The following is a 20915-nucleotide window of genomic DNA, read 5'->3' on the forward strand; positions in this document are numbered from 1 at the left end:
GGTGGCGGGATGCGCCCAAAGAGTACGGCCCGCACAAGACCCTGTACAATCGCTGGAAGCGGTGGAGCGATAAAGGGGTCTTTGCGCGGATCATGGCAGCCAGCGCGCTGACCACGGACCGAAGCATGTACCCGAAAGACCTCAACCGAAAGCCGCAGCAAAAAGCAGGAAGGGCTAGAATAGAACCGGCGGAACCGCTTTGGCGGATCAATTTGCCTGCCTAAAACCGCTTGACTGGGACGGCCTCGTTACCGAAGTCCTGACCCTAGGGAAGCGCGATCTGTCCGCTTGGTCGCTAACAGTGTCAATGAGATTGAGAAGGTTGACCTAAGAGGTGCGGGTTTCTTTCCATATGTTTACGCATCAGCGCGTTTCGATCATGTGTTCTCCAAACTCGACGAGATGAATTGCCGGTAGTGCCACCGAGCCTTATAGGCGCGGGCGCGTGGGAAGCGGCTAACTAGAGTCTGAAAAGGGAGCGCTCGCCGACGCATCGCAAGCGCAATGAGGAGCGAGTTTTTCCCACACCTAGTCACCTATTTAATAAGGCACTTGTTCGGTAAAGGCCAAATCCTGCTCCCGCAACCAACGTTTCCGGCCAAGCCCTCGCCACCAGCGGGGGCTTTTTCGATTCAGGCTGGCCGTGGGAGAACGGATACGGCGAAAGCCTCAACGCCCGGTTCCGCCCCTCTCGGATGAACTGCTCAACGGTGAAATCTTCTACAGCCTGCGCGAGGCTCAGATCCTGATCGAACAATGGATGAAGCACTGCAACACAAAGAGATAACGCAGCGCCTTGCGCTATCGCCCGCCAGCTCCGGAAACAGTCGTCCTGATGGACCAGAGGCCGGTCATACTCTGCCAATCAAACCGGACCACTCAGGTGGGGCTGATCACATGGTTTATTGAGAAACAAAGTGGAGTAATGTCCTCAATCATGCTACACTCTTTATAGTGTGATTTTATGAGTGAGGGGACCCATGACAATTGATCGTGAAGGCAGAGCCTCAGAAGTCGAAGAGAGCCTCGATGATGCGGAACGCAGAGAAGTGCTTGCTTCTCTTGCCAAGTACACTGCGACCGTAGCCGGGGCATCCACTGTTGTTCTGTCGGCATCTGCATCGGTTTCTCAAGCCAGTGTGAGCGGCTCAGGCGGCAGGCCAAGACCGCCACGGCCGCCACGGCCGCCAAGACCTCCGAGGCCCCAGAGGCCGCCGAGACCGCCGAGGCCCAGGAGACCATAGAGGTGGCTAAGGTGATGATTGGCAAAGCCCGCCACGCGCAGAGGGCTTAGCAATTTTTTTTCAGAGCATGTGACGCAGTTGATCGATACCCGCGACGTCAAGAGTGTGCAAAATCTTGACCGAGACCTGAAGATGCTGCGAAGTCCGGCGCGCTTGGTTGAGAGCGCCGGATTGGGGTGCAGGTTCGTATTATTCGCACCTGCGTCCGGGGCAATTGTCCTTACAGACCGGTTGGGGATCGAGCTCCTATCCGGGTTGGTGGCTTGCGAGGATGCGAAGACAATAGCATCCCGGCTTTCAAACATGTCTGCGGCGTCAGAGCCATTCGGTAGCCAGGAGGCATCTGAAATCGCATCAGCAATCTTGGCCAGCTGGAGAGATGCCGGGCTGTTTGCGAAAGAACAATTGCCCTTTCCTGACGCCGTGACCGACCATGGCGGCGAGGCGCTCAATAAACGGGGGTATGTCTCGGAATTCGGACGGCTCTTGGTTGAGAGCGACGATCTGAAGCTGGCCGAGCAACTGGATGAAATACTTGGGCAGTACGCATGTGAAGATACCAGTGCCGGGCAGGAATGGGCTAAGGCCGGGCAGGAATGGGTTAAGGCACGGTGCGTGTATTGCGAAGACGGCGGACGCGGTGTTTTTCTGGGAGGCAGGCCACTCTGGGGACGTTCAACGCGGGATGAGGCACGGTATTTTCTGATCCGGGAAGCTGCTGAGACGTTATGCGGAGACGGTCAAGTGGGCGCTGTCCTGCATGGGGCGGCGGTGCTCGGCAGCTCCGGTGCATTGCTCATTGTTGGGGACAGCGGCCGCGGCAAGTCGACACTCGCACAAGGGCTGGTCGAAGCCGGGTGCGGTTTCCTTGCCGACGATCACTTGCCTTTGCATTTGGATGGCCGCCACTTGCTTGCCTTTCCTGCCGGCAGTGCCGTCAAGCATGGCGCGCGCGAGTTGAGCGAGGTCAGAAAGCTGGCCGTCCGCCACGGCAAGCTCGCGAGTTCTCGAAACAGAGTGAACTATCTTACTCTTCCCCCCGCTGCAGCTGTTGGAACACGCGTTCCCATAAAATCGATTGTGCTGCCCGAGTTCAGAGCGGGAAGCGATCTCGCAGTCGAAAAGATAGACCCGGAACAGGCCTTCACTGACTGCGTTGTCACTGGCGCCAGGCCATCGCGGAGAAACACGCAAATCACCCCCTTGGCCGTAATGTGTGATACCTTTCCCGCATACCGGCTCATCTTTGGAGAGTCTCAGCAGTCCGTTTCGGCCTGCTTGGACTTGCTGAGCTCTTGCAACTCTTAGAAGAATGCCCATCGGCGCCGATGCGCGCGCTGCTTGGGCTTGTGGCAACGGCAATCTCTGCAGAGCCCCCGCGTGGGTTGGCGGAAATGCTTGCGGAAACCAGTCCGGAAAACCTCGCTCGGGTGGCCCAGCTGAACCAGGTCCACACTATGATCGCTCCGGTGCTGAAGGCGCACCCGGAAGCTGCCGGCGCCTTGCCGCGGGACCTGTTAATTTTCTTTGAGACGATGCATCGGGCGAATAACGCGCGTCTGGCATCTGGCATCGCCCAATTGACTGAAATTGGCCTTGCGTTAAGAGAAATTGAGGTTCCTGCTGTCGTCCTTAAGGGCGGGGCTGACATGCTGGATGCATTGCACGAAGATCAGTCAATCCGCTTTGTAGGTGATCTGGATATTCTTGTGCCCATCAGCCGCGCCTTGGAGGTCGAAAGGTGCCTTTACGACATTGGGGCGACGGCACCTTTTGAGCGTCTGGGTACGAAACCGGAGCTTAACTGGAGAGGGCGGCGGATCCCGGAGCATCACCTGCCAAAACTCACCCGTTCGGACTGGCACTTTCCGGTCGAGCTGCACACAAGAACCGGTCCCGGCCTGACAGATCGTATGCTGGCCGCCGAGAGCGTGATTTCCCGGCGAGTTCCTGCCAGGGTTCCCGGGCTCTCTTATCCAAACTGGGAGGATCGTGCCTGCCACCTTGTGGTCCATGCAGGCCGTCACTCAGGGCAGGTCTCTTTGCGTGCATGGGTTGATTGGGTGGCTATGCGGAAGCACTGCGCCTTGTCTGAGGTGCGGTCGCGTTTAGAGGCCCATGACCTTCATGAAGCCTATGCCGAGTTTGAACATCTGGCTGACTTCTTGGAGAATGCTTTGGTGATCTCAAATAACTCCTCTGAGAAATATTCCTTCGTAAGCTCTGCGTTGAAAGTCCTGTGCGCAGAAAGCAAACCAAGGTATTTCGATTTGCTGCGGCAAGTTTTCCGCCGTGCAAGAATGCTTGCCGAGTCGAAAGATTACCGCAGATACGTTGCAAGAAATGTGCTCGATCGAAGGTGGTGGGCTCGCGTTTGGTCTTCGCATATTGGGTCAAGATGGCGTTCCCACTAACCGCGCCGGGTTGATGCGCGGCCGGGATCAGAGTTTGATTTTGTTCCAATGGCGTTTGAAAGCGCCCAATTGGCGCCCTAGGTGCCACATCCCTGGCGCTCTGTGCTCCGGTGCCTAGGCCGGATGGAGGAAGATTCTTCCGCAGGCCTCATAACCCGATTTGAAGCAGCCTCCAGCGGCGATCGAGATCACGCTTTTCCTCACCGCTGCGGGGGTTGACGAAAAAGAGACGGCTGCGAAGTTCCTGCGGCATGGCAATCGCGGGGAGATCATACTTGGAACCGCTGATCGTTTGGTGTGATGACGGAACACTGTTTGTGGCGTTGGTGTAGACGGTCGCCTGGGCCATCATGTCAGGCCGCAGCACGTAATCGATAAGCCGGTTCGCAGCGGCGGTATCTCCGGCATCGCTGGGGATGACAAACAGGTCGGCCCAAAGATTGGCGCCTTCTTTGGGGATGACGTAGTGGTACCTGTCGCTATCCTCTTCCAACAGCGGCGCCAGCCCGTCAGTGCTCCAGGTAATTGCAAGGCAGATTTCTTCGTCCAGCAGCGCATCATACTGATCAGAATCGAATGAGCGGACATAGGGTGCGATCGAAGACAGGACGCCGAACGCGGCCTCCAGATCCTGCGCTGAGTGTGATTGCGGGTCCAGCCCAAGGTAGGCAAGCGCTGCCGCCACAACTTCCTCTACCGAATTTACAATCGTGATGCCGCAATCTGCGAGCTCGCGGGCATTGGCGGGATCAAACACCAGCGCCCAGCTGTCAAGCAGTGCATCCGGCAGGCGTTCCAGAACCGCGCTCCGGTCGAACACGATCCCCGTCGTGCCCCAGAGGTAAGGCACGGCGTACCCCTTGGCTTGCGGAGCGGATGCCAGAAACATCTCCATAAGCTCACCGTCAATAGCGGCGGCGTTCGGAATACTGGCCAGGCTGATTTCCTGGAGCGCTCCGGCCTCAACCAAACGGCCGATAGTTTCCGAGGCTGCCACCGCCAGGTCGTAACCGGTGCCGCGGGCAATCAGGCGCGCCTCTGCCTCGTCGGCTTCGCCATAAGTGTCCAGAATGATCCTGGTGCCTGTGGCTTCCTGAAAACTCTCGACGGTCTCAGGGGCGATGTAGCCGCTCCAGTTGTAAAGCCAGACGTCCTCTGGGTCTGCTGCGGCCGGGGCTGTCATTGCGGCGGCGGCCAAAGCCGCGGCAAAGCGAGTCATCAGGCGCATTTTGTGTCCTCTTGATTGGCGGTTCCAGCTGCTTCCGGCCAAAGCCGGGTCAGAGCCGCGGCGAGCGCCGCTTTGTTGACAGGTTTTGCAAGGTAGTCGTTCATGCCCGCGGACAGGCCCTCGGAGCGTTGTTCGCTCATCGCGTTGGCGGACAGGCCAATGACCGGAACCGGCGGCAGGCTTTGCGCCTTCTCCCACTCCCTGATTGCCCGGGTGGCTCCCAAGCCGTCCAATTCAGGCATCCGGACATCCATGAGCACCACATCAGGTGCCCAGTTTTGCGTCAGCTCCACCGCTTCAAATCCGTTGCCTGCGGTGATGACGGTGCACCCCAGCTTTTCCAGCATTTTGCCCGCGACCATCTGGTTCACCCTGTTGTCGTCAACGACCAGCACTTTCTTGTTGAACGAAGCGCTGACAGGAGCCTGCGCTGGAGCCTCCGCGGGAGGCGGGACATCCTCCACTGGAAATTGCAAAGTGAATTCAGCGCCTTCGCCCTCCGCGCTATGCAACGAGATCGTGCCGCCGATCGCCTTGGCGAGGTTCTTCACGATGGCAAGGCCGAGCCCGGTTCCGCCAAACCGCGTGGTGGTGGTGGCATCGGCCTGTGCGAATTGCTCGAATATCCGCTCCTGCGCTTCTGCAGGTATCCCGATTCCACTGTCCTTCACGGCAATCTGGATCAGCCGCGTCCCGTCCGGGCCGGGCGCCAATTCCTGCAGCTTCACATCGACGGACCCGTTCTCGGTGAATTTCAACGCGTTGCTGATCAGGTTGACAACGATCTGACGGATCGCAGTGCTGTATCCCAGCACATGCCAGCTGCCTACCTGCGGGTCCGCAGTCAGTTTCAGGGCGATCCTGGCGCTTTGGGCGCGCGCGGAAAACAGGTCTATGACCTCCAGGCATGTCGCGCGGACGTTGAACGCCTCAGCCTCCATTTCCAGCTTGCCTGCTTCAGCTTTGGACAAGTCCAGCACATCATTGATAATGCTCAGCAGGGAATTTCCGCTCACGATCATCATGCGGATCATGTGCCGCTGCTTTTCATCAAGCTGGGTATCGTTCAGCAGTTCCGCCAGGCCCAGAACACCGTTCAGCGGGGTCCGGATTTCGTGGCTCATCGTCGCCAGGAAAACCGACTTGGCCTCTGATGCGGCCTCGGCTTTGCGTCGGCTTGCTTCAATCTCTGCCTGTGCACTGATGATGAACCGTTCCATCGGCAGATGCACAAACCGGGCGGCGACGTAAACGCCAATAGCGCCGATGGCGACAGCCACCAGCGCATAGATCAGCTGGACTTTTGCTGCGATCCGGGCGGTCTGGGCCTCCGCCTCCTTGACCTTCATGAAGACTGGCAGCAACCGCCTGGACAAGTCCGAGGCCAATGCGGCGGCCTTAGTATCGGAGGCAGCTTCCCGGTCTCCCCCCGGATCAGTGAGAACCCCGGAAAGAAACAGGATGTCTTGCAGTTCGGACACGGGATTGAGCGTTGGCTGGGACAGGATTTCCTGCGCTTGCGGCGAAAACGCTGCGAGCGCATCGGCACCGGAAAGCTCTGCCAGCGAGTCGGCTGCAGGCCTGGCGCTGCGGCGGATGCGCCCCCGCGCAATCAGCGCTCTCTGGCTGCCCGGGTCGTCTTTCAATTCATCAAAGGCCAGCGACAGTTCAGCAAGCGAAACCAGAAGCTGGTCCAGCACCCTGGTGTTTTCCACCCGCCGGGCCACGCTTCTCTGCCCGGACAGGGTGACGCAAAATGCGGCCACTGCGGCGGCCAGCAGGATCGCCAAGGCGATACCGCTGCGCAGCCGGAGGTATCGCCGGGTAATGCGCTGCTGTGTCATTTACACTCCGGTGCGTTAGGGGGCATGGCAGGGAAAGGCAGCCGTATTCCGCAAAGTAGAACCGGGTTTCCATTCTGAAAAGCAAGCGTTGAAAATCAATTAAAATGAAATTGATGGTTTGCCTGTCCCCGCTGCGGCCGTTTGCAGGCCCCTGTCAGAAAGTCGCGATTTGGATTGCAGCAAGCGATCCGAAGCTGAAACAAACAAATTGAAGCGTTGAGCAGATTCCGCTTTCCTGCAAAGCACTGATCCAAAAATCAGGGGATCAAACCCGGATTCTGGTAGCGAAGGTTTTTTGTGCACCGGTATCCTTGCTTCAGGAGGAGCCAAAATGAAGAATTTTCTGCACTCTCTCTCAGCCGGCCTGACAGCGCTATGCATCGCATTTGGCCCTGCGTCCGCCGAGGAATGGCGTTTCAATAACTTTTTGCCGGAAGCCCGGCCGGAAACTGCGGAGCTGGAGCAGTTCGTAGCCGATGTAAACGGTGCACTGGGCGGGAACCCCGAATTTGTTCTCTACAGCGGCGGATCGCTAGGCCTGCCGAACACCGACACGCTCCGATTCCTGCCCAAGGGGGCTGTTGAAATGAGCCTGATGTGGGCCAACTACCTGGGGCGTGATGCTCCGGCGCTGAGTTCTGTTGTGGTTCAGGGGACCATCGGGTCGATCGAAGAGTTTGAGAAAGCGATCCCAGAAGTCCGGAAAATCTATGAAGAGGAGTTCGCGGACTGGGGGGTTGCATCCGTCGGCTATGTCGCAATTCCTATGCTGTCGGTTTCCGTGTTCTGCCGCGACGAACCGGTGAACTCGATCGAAGCGCTCAAATCGAAGAAGCTGCGCGTCTGGGCGCGAGATCAGGTTGAAACTTTCACCCGCCTGGGTGTGGCCGCGCAAATCATTCCGCAGGAAGAAATGTATGTGGCGCTCAAGACAGGTGTGGTCGACTGCGCGCTTTATCCGGCGCTTTATGCCCATACCGTTTCGCTGCAGGAGGTCGCAAAATATGCGTCCTTCCTCTATCCGATGGCCTCCGGCCCCTATGTGATCGGCGTGGCCGCTGACCGATGGGCTGAGACCGGCAGCGACGTCAAAGACGCCGTCGCAAAGGCAGCTGAGGACCTTTGGAACCGCACCAACCAGTACGAGGACGACTTTGAGCGTGAGCTGAAAGCGCGGGAAGATCTGGTGGCTGCGGGTGTGACCTGGGGCGAGGACTTTCCGCAGGAGGACCGCGAACTGTTCGTCTCCTCTGTGACCGAGACCTGGGAAATGCTGGCAGAAGAGGCGGGAGGCAATGCTCCGTCCTACCGCGAGCGGGTTCTGAAAGCGATTGGCCGCTGAGCGGCATCATGGCCTGGCTGTTGAAAAAGCGAATTGCGCGGGGGCTGGAAATCCTGGCCCTTGCCTGTGCCGCTGCCGCAGCGCTGGGCATGACCGCGATTGTGGGCATCATCGTCACCAGCGTTTTGATGCGCAAGTTCGCGAATGCGCCGCTGCATTTCACCGAGGAGGTGGTTGGCCTGCTGCTGAGCGTGTCACTGTTTCTGGGGCTTCCAATGGTTACCCTGAAGGCAAACCATGTCCGTGTCGCTCTGCTGGCCGACTTCCTGAAAGGGAGATGGCACACGGCGATGCAGTTTGCCGCCTTGCTGGTGGGGGCCGCCTTTTTCACATGGCTGATCATTGAAACCGTGCCCTGGTTCGAGTTTGCGTTCAAACGCAACCTCCGAACGGAGACAGCACGTATCCTCCTCTATCCCTGGATGGCGCTCATGCCGCTGTCTCTGGCGCTGACCGGGCTGATCTATCTTGCCCGCCTGACCGGCATTTTCGCCCGGGCTGACGAATCCGATATCGAGACGCCGGAAACACTCAATGGCGGGAAATCCTGATGTCGTTCTGGCTTACTCTGATCGGCGGGTTGGCGGCCACTGCCGGAACAGGCGTGGCCCTTGGGGCGGCGCTGGGCCTGACTGGGCTAATCATCCTGCAATTCTTCTCAAACGGTGCCACCTCGCTTGCCATTGATGCAATCTGGAGTGTTTTCAACTCCTTCACCCTGAGCGCTGTTCCCATGTTCATCCTTCTGGGCGAGGTGCTGCTGCGCAGCGGCATCAGCGAAAAAGCTTATGCTGCTTTTTCACCGCTCTTCCGCAGAATTCCCGGGGGCCTGCTGCACACCAATATCGCCGTTTGCACATTGTTCGGCGCGGTTAGCGGTTCCAGCCTGTCCACTGCGGCCGCGGTGGGATCGGTGGCGTACCCGGAAATGACAAGGCGCGGCTATGACAAGGATACGGTTGTGGGCAGTCTTGCCGGCGGCGGCACGCTGGGCCTGCTGATCCCGCCGAGCCTTTCCTTCCTGATTTACGGCGCTTTGACAGAAACCTCGATTGGGCGCCTGTTTGCGGCGGGCATCATTCCGGGGTTGCTGGTTGGGAGCCTGTTCATGCTCTATCTGCTGGTCAAATGCACCCTCAGCCCGGGTATCGCGCCCCGTGATACGGCGAAGCCGTCTGGGGCGCAAACGCTTGCGGGTTTCAAGCAGATCTGGCCGTTGCTGGCGCTGATCCTTGCGGTCATTGGCAGCATCGTCGCCGGCCTGGCAACCCCAACCGAAGCGGCGGGCGTCGGCGTAGTGCTGGCAGTGCTGGTTTCCTGGGTTTGGGGAGACCTTACCTGGGCACGGCTGATTGACGCGATCTACCGCTCAGCTCTGCTGTTTTCTGCAGTTGGCTTTCTGGTCCTGGGGGCAACAATCCTGGCGCAATCGGTCAGTATCCTTGGGGTGCCGCAAAAGATCCTGGCGGGTGTCGCGCAAAGCGGGCTGGGCACATACAGCGTGCTGCTGATTGTCGTGCTGATCTATCTCATTCTGGGATGTTTTTTCGACGGCTTGTCGCTGATGATCATGACGCTGCCGGTGGTGTTTCCGCTGCTGACCGGGCTGGGCTTCGACCCGGTCTGGATTGGCGTGGTGATCACCATCGTCATCGAAATCGGGCAAGTCACACCGCCGGTTGGGCTCAACCTGTCGGTGCTGACTGCACTGACCGGAAACGAGGTCAGCCTGGGCCGTGTCGCCATTGCGACCGTCCCCTATTGGGTTATTCACCTATTCACAATCCTGATCCTGACCCTGTTCCCCGTACTTGCCCTGTACCTGCCGGATCTGCTTTTCTGAAAGGAACACTGAATGGCACTGAAAGTCCGGCCAAAAGCGTTCGGCCCGGTTTATGCCCTGTTCGATGGCTCGGACGGCATTCGCTATTCCCTGGCCAGTCTGGAACACACGTCGCAGCACCCGCCGTCAGATACCCCGGTTGACACTCTTCTTGCTTCTCTGGCGGCATGTATCATCAAGTCGGTGCAATGGTCCGCAGGGCAGCAAAAGGCGCCTCTCAATCCATTCTCTGTCAAGGTTTCCGCGGTAAAAGCGCCAGAACTGCCAGGGCGGATCGAGAGTATGGAAATTGCCGTTTTGGGGCAGCCCGTTGATGACCCCGTGCTGGTTCCCGCGATTGTGGCACAGGCAAAATCAGCGTGCACAATCAGCAACAGTTTGAATTGCAAAGTGAGTGTCGTCATCTGCGAACCGGATTAAATCTGGGCGGGCTGGCCTGTTGGAAACGCCTCCGAGGAGGGGGCGCAGTTTCTGCAGCCGTGTTTGCTGCCAAGGTTTTTGCGAATTATTAATGCAATCTGAGATTGTTATTTAATAATTTTAACCTGTGAATGGTTTTAAAATTTTAGTCGGGAATTGCATTCTTCGACTCCCGGTCAGGACAATTCTAGTGGAGGCGCGAATGGGAGCGGACACGCCGGGCGGCAGCAGCCTAGCAAAAGAACGCGCAGCTTTGGCGAAAATGTCCCACCTGCACTGGGTACATTGGCTGATTGTTCTGCTTTCGCTGCTTCTGACGGTGACGGCCTGGCACGTCACCCGGACAGAGATCCAGACCCGGACCCAGGAACGTTTTCAGCGCGCAGCGGCCCAACTGACCAGCCTAGTCAGGGAAGGGATGGAGAAATATGAGGATGCGCTGCGAAGCGGTGTCGCCCTGATCCATGCATCAGGCGAAGAAGTCTCGCTGGCGCAATGGGCGCGGTTTTCGAGCAGCCTGGAGATCGAGCGGCGCCATCCGGGCATCAACGGCATCGGTGTTATCTACCCTGTCGCGCAAAGCGGCCTGGATGATTTTGTCGCCCGCCAGCAGGCGGAACGGCCGGGCTTCAATGTCCACCCGCAGCACTCAGCCAGCCTGCGCCTGCCAATCACTTTTATCGAGCCGGCGGATATGAATGCAGCTGCAATCGGCTTGGATATCGCCCATGAAACAAACCGGCTGACCGCAGCTCTGAAGGCGCGGGATACCGGAACGGCGCAGATTACCGGGCCGATCATCTTGGTGCAGGACGAAAACAGATCGCCTGGCTTTCTGTTTTACATGCCCTATTACAGCTCCGAAAACCTGGCCAGCGTGGCGCAGCGGCAGCGGCATTTCAGTGGACTGGTCTATGCTCCGTTTGTGTTCAGCAAGCTGATTGATGGCGTGCTGGAAAAGGAGCACCGGATGGTCCGGTTTTCCGTGCGCGATGGCCAGGAAGCCCTGTATGACGAAGCCGATGGCAACGGTCTGCGCGAAGAGTCAGAGTTCCGCCAGCAGGTCAGCCTTGGCATGTATGGGCGGCGCTGGGAGTTTGAGATCTGGGAAAGCCCGGAATTCAGGGTGCTGAATGGCAGCAGCGAGCCGCTGCTGATCCTGATTGGCGGCCTGACCATCGATTCATTGCTTTTCGGGCTGTTTGTTATGCTGACCCGGTCGAACCGGCGAGCGATTGCTTTTGCCAGCCGGATGTCTGCCGAAGCCAACCGCAAGGCGGAGGCCCTGCAGAAATCAAACGAGGATCTGGAACGCTTTGCCTATGTAGCCTCCCATGATCTCAAGACACCGCTGCGCGGTATCGCTTTTCTGGCCGGTTACCTGCGCGAGGATCTGGAGCCGGTTCTGCAGGCCGCGGGCGGCGCGGCGGAGGTTGAGAACCATTTGGACCGGTTGGAGCGGCAGGTTCAGCGGATGGAGGCGCTGATCTCCGGGATCCTCTCGTATTCGGCCCTGCAGCTGGAGGACCGGCCGGTCAAGCCCGTCGACACCCGTGAACTGGTCATCAAGCTGGTGCAGCAACTGGGATTGCGCGGCGATCAGACCCGGGTGACTGGCAGTTTCCCAAAAATTGAAACCGATGAAACCGGTCTGGAGCAAGTGCTTTCCAACCTGCTTTTCAATGCGGTGAAGTATCATCATCAGCCCGAGATCGCATTGATCACGGTTTCAGCCCAGGTCCAGGACGGCTGGCTGACGATCGATGTGTCGGACAATGGCCCGGGCATTGCGCCCAGGTACCACAGGAAAATCTTTGAGATGTTCCAGACACTGCAAGCCAAGGATGAAAGCGGCAGCACCGGTATCGGATTGGCGATTGTTCAAAAAACGGTCGAACGCTATGGCGGCGTTGTTCGGCTGGCCTCTGAGGAGGGGCTGGGCGCAACCTTCACGATTGTCTGGCCGCTCCGCCACCAGAACCAAGCCGACATCCAAAAGGCTGCTTAGATGACGGTACAAGAGATTTTGCAAATCTTGCATGTCGAGGACCACGACCTGGACGCAGAGGCCGTGCTTCGGACATTCCGCAAGCTTGGCGTGGACATCCCGGTGGCGCGTGCGCCGGACGGCGCCGAAGCACTTGAAATGCTGCGCGGGATGGATTCCGATGCAATCCGCAGAACCGTCATGCTGCTTGATCTTAACCTGCCGAGGATGAGCGGGTTAGAACTGCTTGAACAGATGCGTGGCGACGGTGAACTGGGTGCAATGCGCGTGTTCACCTTCACGACTTCGGAAAGCAAGGAAGACCGGGCAGCGGCGCAGAGCTTCGGGATTGAAGGGTACATTGTGAAACCCGCAATCAGCAGGGAGCTTCCGGCTGCCCTGACCCCTTTCCGCGACTTCCTGCGCTCTGCCTGATCGCCGCTGAACGGACCGTGGCCTGGGTGCAGGCCCCGGCCAAGAGGAGAGCAGTATGCCTGAAGACCGCCAGCCCGACCTGCAAATCCTGCTTGTCGAAGACGACAGTTTCGACGCGCGGCATTTCAAACGCCTGCTGTCCAGGTCCGGTGTGCCTGCACGCTGCGAAGTCTATGCAACCCCTCATGATGCGCTGGCACATCTGGCCGCCGCCCCTCCGCCTCGGGTCGACATCCTGTTCCTTGACATGAATTTGCCAGGAATGAGCGGGATCGAATTTCTGGAAGCCTGTGTGGCACAGTTTGGAGTGCCCTTATCCTGCCGAGTCATTCCAATGCTGTCGGTTCCGCTGATGGCATCAGACGAAGCGCGGCTCAAGACGCTGCTTGGAGATTTCCAGACGCTGGCTAAGCCGTTTGACCAGCAGGAGCTGCTTCAAATCCTGCGATGATGGCTTTGGGCCGATTTCCGTCCTCGTGGCGCTATCGCTCAGCGAAGAGGGGGCTGCGCGCCGCCTGAACCGGGTTTCCGATCAAATTCCAGGACGAGCTTGCCCGGAATTCCGGCATCACCCCGGCTGCGCGCGAAATCCTTGTCGCAGCGGTTCTACAGGGCCAATCTGGCGGCTGGTTGCGGCCGCCGCTAGTGCACTGGAGCGGATCGCGGAATTTAGCGACGCAGATGAGGCCGGCACCCATACTTCGGAATCCTCCGCAAGAGTTGCCGCACGTTCATCAGGGTTGCCGGCTGGTGCCGCAAGCTGACGCTATCATGTTGGCTGTCACCTTGTTTCGGACAACCAAACCTCTAGCAAGGGCACAAGCTGCAACCCCGGCGATCACTTCTTGGCGATCCAGCCGCCTGCAAGATGACTGGGACGCAACTTTGTATCAGCATGGGAGGGCCTGATGCGTCTTTCGATTAGAAAGGAAACAGCATGGCCGACCAAAACGTCAATGTCCTGCTCGTCGAGGACAACCCGCTCCACATGAAGCTTGTCGAACGGCTGATCGCAAGCGAGCCTCAATTGCAGTGTACTGTCGATCTTGCCGCCAATCTTGCCGATGGCCTTGCCCGTCTGGCTGCCGGCGGCATCGACCTGGTGCTGCTGGATCTGGTTCTGCCCGACAGCCAGGAGCTTGAAACACTGTTCCGGGTCCGCGCAGCAGCCCCGGATACGCCGGTGGTTATCCTCACCGCCATGGACGACCTGAAACTCGCCGCAAATGCGGTGGAGGCCGGTGCCAGCGATTTCCTGGTCAAATCCAACCTTAACGCAGTCGCGCTGGGCCGCGCGATCCGCTATTCGCTGGCCCGCGCCCGGGCGCGCACGGCGGAGTGGGACTCTCCTATGTTCCGTCTTGCCCAGCAGCAGTTCCTGAAGGCGGCGCAGATCATGGAGCTGGATGACAACATCCGCCAGCGGCTGCTGTTCCCGCAGCGCACCCAAGTGGTGTCCTTCCCATTTTTCCGCGATGACCGCAGCCAGGTGGAAACCGTGTTCGGCTACCGCGTCCAGCATGTGCTGACGATGGGGCCGACCAAGGGCGGGGTGCGCTACCACGAAGATGTGGACCTGGGCGAGGTTGCGGCACTGGCCACCTGGATGACCTGGAAGTGCGCACTGATGAACCTGCCCTACGGCGGTGCCAAGGGCGGCGTGCGGGTCGATCCTACTGGGCTGTCGCGGCATGAGCTGCAGCGGCTGACCCGCCGCTATACCACCGAGATCATTGATATAATCGGTCCTGACAAGGACATACCAGCCCCTGATATGGGCACCAACGAGCAGGTGATGGCATGGATGATGGACACTTACAGCCAGCAGGTGGGCTACTCTGTGCCGACGGTGGTCACCGGTAAGCCGGTTGTGCTGGGCGGGTCGCTCGGCCGCCGCGAGGCCACAGGGCGCGGGTTGGTTTATATGATCGAAGCTGCTGCACGCCATTCCGGGCTCGACCTGAACGGCGCGCCTGCCGTGGTGCAGGGCTTCGGCAATGTCGGCAGCTTTACGGCGAAATTCCTGGAGGAGGCCGGAGCGAAGATCGTCGCTGTCAGCGATGTTTCGACCGGGCTTTACAATCCCAACGGGCTGCCGGTTCAGGCGCTGATGGATTACGTGGCAGAGCACAGGGTGCTCAAGGATTACCCGGAGGCCGATCACCTCAGCAATGCCGAGCTGCTGGAAACCAAATGCGATGTGCTGGCACTGGCGGCATTGCAAAACCAGGTCACTGCCGAGAACGCGGACAGGATCGACTGCAAGATCCTGGCTGAGGGGGCCAATGGACCGACGACGCTGGAGGCCGATGAGATCCTCAACGAGAAAGGCGTCATGATCGTGCCGGACGTGCTGGGCAACGCAGGCGGCGTCACAGTGTCCTACTTCGAGTGGGTGCAGGGCACCCAGAACCTGACCTGGAAACTGGACGAGATTAACGGCCGGCTCCAGGAAATCATGCTCAACGCTTTTGAACGCACGGTGGCGCGTGCTGCGCGCGATGGGCTCGATATGCGCACGGCGGCGCTGGTTGAGGGGGTGCAGCGGGTGACTGATGCCAAGCTATTGCGTGGATTGTTCCCATAGCCGGGCGGCAAGATAGCGGCGTGATCACTCGAACCGGTTGTTGGAGGCTGGCCAGATGAGCGACAAAGCAACCCACTCCGGTCCCGCAGTTGGCGATCGGGTGTCGCTCGCAAGCCGCATTTTCGTCCGCGGCCGGGCCTGGGTAACCGGCACCGTCGGGGTGCTCAGCCTGGCGCTGACACTGGTTGTCTGGCAGGCGCTGCTGAAGGAGGAGCGCGAAACCGCGGCGGCCGAGTTCGACCGTGCCGCCGCGCGACGGGTGGAGGCCGTCAAACGGCAGATGCTGCAAGGGGCATCGGTGATTGATGCGCTGCACGGGCTCTTTGCCAGTTCACGCTCAGTGGAGCGCCGGGAGTTCCAGATATTCGTGCGGCCTTTCCTGAACGATCAGCCCAACATTGAACTCGTGCTGTTTGCGCCCCGGGTTGAGAATAATCTGCTGCCTTTCTGGGAGAACCTAGGCGCCGCACAGCTGAAAACCCCCTATGGCATCTACCAGAGCGCTCCGGACGGGTCGCGCATACCCCCGCAGCCGCGGGATGTGCATTTCCCGGTGTTCTTCGTCGAGTCGCGCCGCAGTGCGGCTCTTGGCACCCTTGGATATGATCTGGCCTCCGACCCGGTGTTCCTAAAGGTGATCGAGCAGGCCCGTGACGGCGGCGGCGCCGTGGCCAGCCCGCATATCACTATGCCGGGCCTGACCGCCGGGCAGTCTCGCATTGCTATTGCCGCCCCGTATTTCACCCGCTCCGGCCCCGCGCTGCGCCGCGAAGAGCTGCAAGGTGTAGTGGCCGTGATTCTGCGGGTGAGCGATGTCCTGAAGGATGCGCTGGACAGTTTTCCCGGAGACGGAGTTGAGGTCTATCTGGCCGACGGTGCAACTGGTGAGAGCTTCCATTTGCCGGACAGACAGGCAGACGGCAATGCAGAGCAAGGGCGCATTGCTGATCCGGCCGCCTTGGCTGCCGCGGCTGGTCTCAGCCATACAGCCGAATTTGAACTGCGTGGGCGGAGCTGGACATTTCTGGCGGTCCCGGGGGAGGGTTTCCGGCCCAAGGCATGGCCGTCCGATGCGAGCATTGCATTGGCAGGCGGCTTGGCGGTGACAGCCATCCTGGTTGCCTTCCTGATATCCCTCAGCCGCCAGATCGCCGAACGCAGCCGCGCCGAGGCCTCGCTGCGGGAAAGCTCGGCGCTGCTGAAATGCAACCAGACAATCACCCGGGCTGCCAATGAAGCGGAGAGCATCAGCGATGCCTTCCGGGTTGCGCTGGATGAGATCTGCACGCACACCGGCTGGCCGGTCGGGCATGTCTACCTTTACGACGAAGAGGCAGGCGACCTGGCGCCGTCGGATATCTGGCATCTGGCGGATCCCGATGCCTTTCAAACTTTCCGCAAGGTGACCTGTGCAACCCGTTTTGCACCCGGCTCCGGCCTGCCTGGGCGGGTGTTCAGCAGCGGTGAAGTGGCCTGGATTCCGGATGTGAACCGCGATCCCAATTTTCCGCGCGCCAAACTGGCCAAGGAAATCGGGGTGAAAACCGGAGCCGGCTTCCCCGTGACGCATGGCGGGCGTGTCGTTGCGGTGCTGGAGTTTTTCTCGAGCCGCGTGGAAGAGAAGAACCCTGCTTTGCAGGATGTAATGGCGCAGGTGGGAACGCAGCTGGGCATTGTGGTTGCCCGGCAGCGTGCCGAAGCCGAGGTGCAAGAAGCGCGCGCCCGGGCCGAATATGCCAGAACGCAGCTGGAGGATGCGATCGAGTCGGTCGAAGAGGGGTTTGTCCTTTACGATGCCGAGGACAGGCTGGTCCTGTTCAACTCGGTTTTCCGGGAGAAATTCTTTCCGCAGGTGGAAAAGCTGGAACCGGGGATGACGTTCGAGGATGTGCTGCACGCGGTATTCAGAGCGGGGCTGGTTTCGACTGGGGATGTCGGTGAGGAGGAATGGATTGAAAACCGTCTGGCCGTCCACCGAAACCCGGGCAAGCCCATTGCCGTGCATCACACCACCGGGCGCTGGCTCTGGATCAGCGAGCATAAGACCCGCGATGGCGGCACCGTCAGCGCCTACACGGATATCACCGAATTGCAAAAGCACCGCAGCCGGCTGGAAGAGCTGGTTGCCGCCCGCACGGCCGAACTAGAACAGCGCACCGGGGAACTGCGGCGCTCTCATGCTGAGCTGGAAACGGCGCGCGATGCGGCTCTGCAGGCAAGCGTCGCCAAGAGCCAGTTCCTGGCAAACATGAGCCATGAAATCCGCACACCTCTCAATGGGGTGATCGGCATGGCAGAGCTGCTTTGCGGCACCGACCTCACGCCGCAGCAGAGCGAGTATGCCCGGATCATCATGCGGTCAGGCGACACCTTGCTGAATCTCATTAATGACATTCTGGATTTCTCCAAGATCGAAGCAGGCCGGCTGGAGCTGGAAGCCACCCCCTTCCGGCTGCGTGATCTCTTGGGCGATACCCTGCAGACGCTGGCCGTGCGGGCGGGTGAAAAAGGGCTGGAACTGGCCCATCACATCCCGCCAGAGGTTCCCGACCGGCTGGTCGGCGATCCGACACGCCTGCGCCAGATTATCGTCAACCTTGTCGGCAACGCCATCAAGTTCACCGAGGCAGGCGAGGTGGTGGTCGATACCCGGCTGGCAGGCCTCAGTGAAACGGGAGTGACGGTGCAAATCGAAGTGCGCGATACCGGTATCGGCATTCCAAAGGAACAGCAGGAAAAAATCTTCGAAGCTTTCGGCCAGGCCGACACCTCGACCACCCGGCAATATGGCGGAACCGGTCTGGGCCTCGCGATCTCGGCCCAGCTGGCCCGCAAGATGGGCGGGGAAATGACGCTGGAGAGCGTGCCGGGCAAGGGCAGCACGTTTTCGTTTGCCATGAAGATGGGTCTGGCCAGCGAGGACGACCTGCCGCGGGCGGCAGTGCCCAAGGAATTGCATGGCATGCCGGTGCTTGTCACCGATGACAACGCGACCAACCGCAAGATACAGGCGGAGGTTCTGGAGAATTGGGGCATGACGCCGGTGCTGGCAGACTGCGGGGCGGATGCGCTCGCACGTCTGGATGCAATGATCTCCCGCGGCACCCAGCCGCGGCTGGCGCTGCTTGACCTGATGATGCCGGAAATGGACGGCATGGCGCTGGCCGCGAAAATCCGCGAACGCCCGGCGCTGGATGCAATGCGCATTCTGATCATGTCTTCCGCTGGCTACTCAGGCGGCGAAGCGCGCCTGCGAGAGTTGAAAATTCACCGGATGCTGGTCAAGCCAGTGAAGCAGTCCGACCTGCTGAACGCCATCCTTGCGGCAATTGGCACCCAGGTGCGCGAAGCTGCACCTCAGGCCGCCGCAACTGAGGCGGGCGTTACACCGTTGAAAATCCTGCTGGCCGAGGATGGCGCGGTCAATCAGAAGGTCGCAATCGATCTTTTAACCCGGCGCGGGCACAGCGTGGACCTGGCCGAAAACGGTCAAGAGGCGGTCGACGCCACGGCGCGCAAGACATACGATTTGGTGCTGATGGATATGCACATGCCGGTAATGGACGGTGTGGCCGCCGCGAAAGCGATCCGTGCCCGTGAGCAGGCAGAGGGCGGCCGCTTGCCGATTATCGCCTGCACCGCCAGCGTGACGCCCGCGGACCGCGAGCGCTGCGCCAATGCCGGGATGGACGATTTTGTTGGCAAACCGTTCCGCGCTGAGGGCCTGCTGGGGGCCGTTGAACAGGCAACCCGCGGCGCGGTTCCCCGGCAGTCCTCGCCAGCAACGGAGCTGCCGGAGGCAGAACCAGCCGGCGCGGTTCCTGATGCCCCCGCTGATGTGCAACCGGTTGACTGGCAGGACGCCCTTGGGAGGCTGGGCGACGAAGGGCTGCTGCGGGAGATGGCGGAACTGTTCCTGTCGCAAGCCCCGCAGCTGGCAGCCGACATTGAAACCGCTCGCCGGAACGGAAATGCCGAAGACCTGCGGCGTGCGGCGCATACGCTCAAAGGGTCAGCAGCCGTTGTGGGTGCTACCCAGGTTGCCGAAGCCGCGCGGCGGCTGGAAAATGTGGGGCGTGACGGGCAGCTTGACGAAGCGCCGCCGGTGCAGCGTGATCTTGAGGCGGAACTGGAACGCTGCCGGGCCGCACTCAGAGACATCCTTGCCAATAATGGGTAGCTCACGGCGCTTCCCGAGGCAGCCATGGAACGAGAGCCGCGCCGGCGCTGCAGATGAGCAGGTTAGCCCTTGCCTGCCAGTTAATGCGCCCCGGCACGGATGATGCCGGCTATCTCCGCGAAGCCGCGGGCTTCGGCATGCTGGAGCGGGGTGACACCATCAAAGTCGGCAATCCCGGCATCGGCTCCGGCCTCGACCAGCGCTTGCACGGTTGCGATATGATCCGGCCCGCCGTCACCCAGCACCACCGCCTCCATCAGCGCGGTCCAGCCCAGGTTGTTGACGTGATCCAGCGGTGCGCCGCCGGCGATCAGGTGCCGGACCACCTCGTGGTGGCCCAGATGAGCGGCGGCGATCAAGGCGGTGCCGTCATAAATGCTGGTGGTCAGGCCAGGATCATTGCCGAGCTCCAGCGCCAGCGAAACCATTTCGGGATCATCCGCAACCGCGGCAATGGTCAGGACGTCATAGACCCGGCCTTCCAGCGCATTCATGTCGGCTCCGGCTTCGGCCAGGGACCGCAGCGCCGCATCGTTGGACGCGAAGGCGGCAACATGCGCCGGAGTCCGTCCGGCCCGGTCGCGGGCATTGGGATCAGCCCCCGCAGCGGCAAGGTCGCGGATGGCAGCGGCGTTGCCTTCGTGCGCTGCCCGGTGCAGGCCTTCGTAGTCTGCGATATCGGCGGGTGAGGGCGGCGTCTGTGCCTCTGCGGCGGTGCCGGCAGCCAGCAGGAGCAGACCCAGGAGTGTGCGCAGCATTGTCTTGAACCTCCTTGATATGCGGCCGCCCCGAACGGGCCGGCCGCAGGCTTTTGCAAATCCTTTACTCGGCGCCGATGGCGTCCAGGCCTGCGCGGACGCAGGTTGCATCGATGTCACCCGAGGGGGCGCCGCCTGCCCCGATGCCGCCAACCAGTGCACCGCCGATGCGGATCGGCAGGCCGCCGGCCTGGATCACCAGCCGACTGTCCATATCGCGCAGCCCGTCATTTTGCGGGTTGCTGCCAATGAAGCCGGCCAGCCCGGCGGTATCGCGGCCCATGCTGGCCGAGGTGAAGGCCTTGCCGGTGCTGCTGCCGACGGTGTGCGGGCCTGCGTTGTCGGCGCGCAGGATCACCTTGGTCACGCCGCTGCGGGCGACGACGGCGACGCTGACATTGTGGCCTTCGGCGGCGCAGGCTTCAACCGCGGCCTGCGCGGCAGTCTGGGCCATGTCCAGCGGCAGGTAGGGGGCGGTGGGCAGCTCCTGCGCGGCAACGGAAACGGGGGCCAGCAGGGCAGCGGCGAGGGTCAGTTTGCGGATCATTGCGGTCTTCCTTCAGTTCTGATGGAAGAACCCTAGCGGCGCGGGCAATGCCCGGGAATTGGTAGAGCTTGCAGCGGTCTCGGTAG

General features: G+C 60.5%; 15 protein-coding genes and 2 pseudogenes. 13 read left to right on the top strand and 4 right to left on the bottom strand.

What is annotated here, in order from left to right; translation table 11 throughout:
* The 4 genes and pseudogenes from LHL23_RS09940 to LHL23_RS09955 form a co-directional block, all read left to right on the top strand.
* A pseudogene (locus LHL23_RS09940) lies at window positions 1-107 on the top strand (transposase); the annotation flags it as partial.
* A gap of 528 nt (window positions 108-635) precedes the next feature.
* Window positions 636-955 (top strand): annotated as a pseudogene (locus tag LHL23_RS09945) (integrase core domain-containing protein); the annotation flags it as partial.
* Window positions 956-1313: 358 nt separating this feature from the next.
* Window positions 1314-2552 (top strand): hypothetical protein, encoded by a 1239-nt coding sequence (locus LHL23_RS09950; RefSeq protein WP_226429735.1) that lies wholly within the window; start codon window positions 1314-1316, stop codon window positions 2550-2552.
* Between the two features lie 20 nt (window positions 2553-2572).
* The gene (locus tag LHL23_RS09955; protein WP_226429736.1) at window positions 2573-3658 is read left to right on the top strand and encodes a nucleotidyltransferase family protein; all 1086 of its coding nucleotides are present in this window, start codon (window positions 2573-2575) and stop codon (window positions 3656-3658) included.
* A gap of 148 nt (window positions 3659-3806) precedes the next feature.
* On the opposite strand, the gene LHL23_RS09960 is transcribed toward LHL23_RS09955, so the two are convergent.
* Both LHL23_RS09960 and LHL23_RS09965 read right to left on the bottom strand, forming a co-directional pair.
* The gene (locus LHL23_RS09960; protein WP_226429737.1) at window positions 3807-4886 is read right to left on the bottom strand and encodes an extracellular solute-binding protein; all 1080 of its coding nucleotides are present in this window, start codon (window positions 4884-4886) and stop codon (window positions 3807-3809) included.
* Window positions 4877-6730, bottom strand: coding sequence for an ATP-binding protein (locus LHL23_RS09965; RefSeq protein ID WP_226429738.1), 1854 nt, complete (start codon window positions 6728-6730; stop codon window positions 4877-4879). Before LHL23_RS09965 ends, LHL23_RS09960 begins: the two co-directional genes overlap by 10 nt.
* Before the next feature lie 331 nt (window positions 6731-7061).
* Between LHL23_RS09965 and dctP the strand changes: the two genes are divergently transcribed.
* From dctP to LHL23_RS10010, 9 genes are all read left to right on the top strand, one after another.
* Window positions 7062-8072: a TRAP transporter substrate-binding protein DctP gene (gene dctP, locus LHL23_RS09970; protein WP_222481674.1), complete on the top strand. Its 1011-nt coding sequence runs from the start codon at window positions 7062-7064 to the stop codon at window positions 8070-8072.
* Window positions 8073-8161: 89 nt separating this feature from the next.
* Window positions 8162-8623 carry a TRAP transporter small permease gene (locus LHL23_RS09975; RefSeq protein WP_226429739.1) on the top strand — a complete coding sequence of 154 codons (462 nt, stop codon included), beginning with the start codon at window positions 8162-8164 and terminating at the stop codon, window positions 8621-8623.
* Window positions 8623-9915 (top strand): TRAP transporter large permease, encoded by a 1293-nt coding sequence (locus LHL23_RS09980; RefSeq protein WP_222481678.1) that lies wholly within the window; start codon window positions 8623-8625, stop codon window positions 9913-9915. Before LHL23_RS09975 ends, LHL23_RS09980 begins: the two co-directional genes overlap by 1 nt.
* A gap of 12 nt (window positions 9916-9927) precedes the next feature.
* Window positions 9928-10335 carry an OsmC family protein gene (locus LHL23_RS09985; RefSeq protein ID WP_226429740.1) on the top strand — a complete coding sequence of 136 codons (408 nt, stop codon included), beginning with the start codon at window positions 9928-9930 and terminating at the stop codon, window positions 10333-10335.
* Between the two features lie 262 nt (window positions 10336-10597).
* Window positions 10598-12343 (top strand): CHASE domain-containing protein, encoded by a 1746-nt coding sequence (locus LHL23_RS09990; RefSeq protein WP_226429741.1) that lies wholly within the window; start codon window positions 10598-10600, stop codon window positions 12341-12343.
* Complete coding sequence (locus tag LHL23_RS09995) at window positions 12344-12757, top strand: response regulator (RefSeq protein WP_222481684.1); 414 nt, start codon at window positions 12344-12346, stop codon at window positions 12755-12757.
* A 55-nt stretch (window positions 12758-12812) separates the two neighbouring features.
* A complete protein-coding gene (locus LHL23_RS10000) occupies window positions 12813-13208 on the top strand; it encodes a response regulator (RefSeq protein WP_226429742.1) in 396 nt (131 codons plus the stop codon).
* A 486-nt stretch (window positions 13209-13694) separates the two neighbouring features.
* Window positions 13695-15344 carry a Glu/Leu/Phe/Val dehydrogenase dimerization domain-containing protein gene (locus LHL23_RS10005; protein WP_226429743.1) on the top strand — a complete coding sequence of 550 codons (1650 nt, stop codon included), beginning with the start codon at window positions 13695-13697 and terminating at the stop codon, window positions 15342-15344.
* Window positions 15345-15399: 55 nt separating this feature from the next.
* On the top strand, window positions 15400-19524 hold the full coding sequence (locus tag LHL23_RS10010; RefSeq protein ID WP_226429744.1) for a response regulator: 4125 nt from the start codon (window positions 15400-15402) through the stop codon (window positions 19522-19524).
* A gap of 80 nt (window positions 19525-19604) precedes the next feature.
* On the opposite strand, the gene LHL23_RS10015 is transcribed toward LHL23_RS10010, so the two are convergent.
* Both LHL23_RS10015 and LHL23_RS10020 read right to left on the bottom strand, forming a co-directional pair.
* Entirely contained in the window at window positions 19605-20282 is a 678-nt protein-coding gene (locus LHL23_RS10015; RefSeq protein WP_226429745.1) for an ankyrin repeat domain-containing protein, read from the bottom strand.
* Window positions 20283-20346: 64 nt separating this feature from the next.
* Window positions 20347-20829 carry a GlcG/HbpS family heme-binding protein gene (locus tag LHL23_RS10020; protein ID WP_226429746.1) on the bottom strand — a complete coding sequence of 161 codons (483 nt, stop codon included), beginning with the start codon at window positions 20827-20829 and terminating at the stop codon, window positions 20347-20349.
* Between the last annotated feature and the right edge of the window lie 86 nt (window positions 20830-20915).

Source organism: Leisingera sp. McT4-56, from assembly GCF_020514995.1.
GTDB lineage: Bacteria > Pseudomonadota > Alphaproteobacteria > Rhodobacterales > Rhodobacteraceae > Leisingera > Leisingera aquaemixtae_A.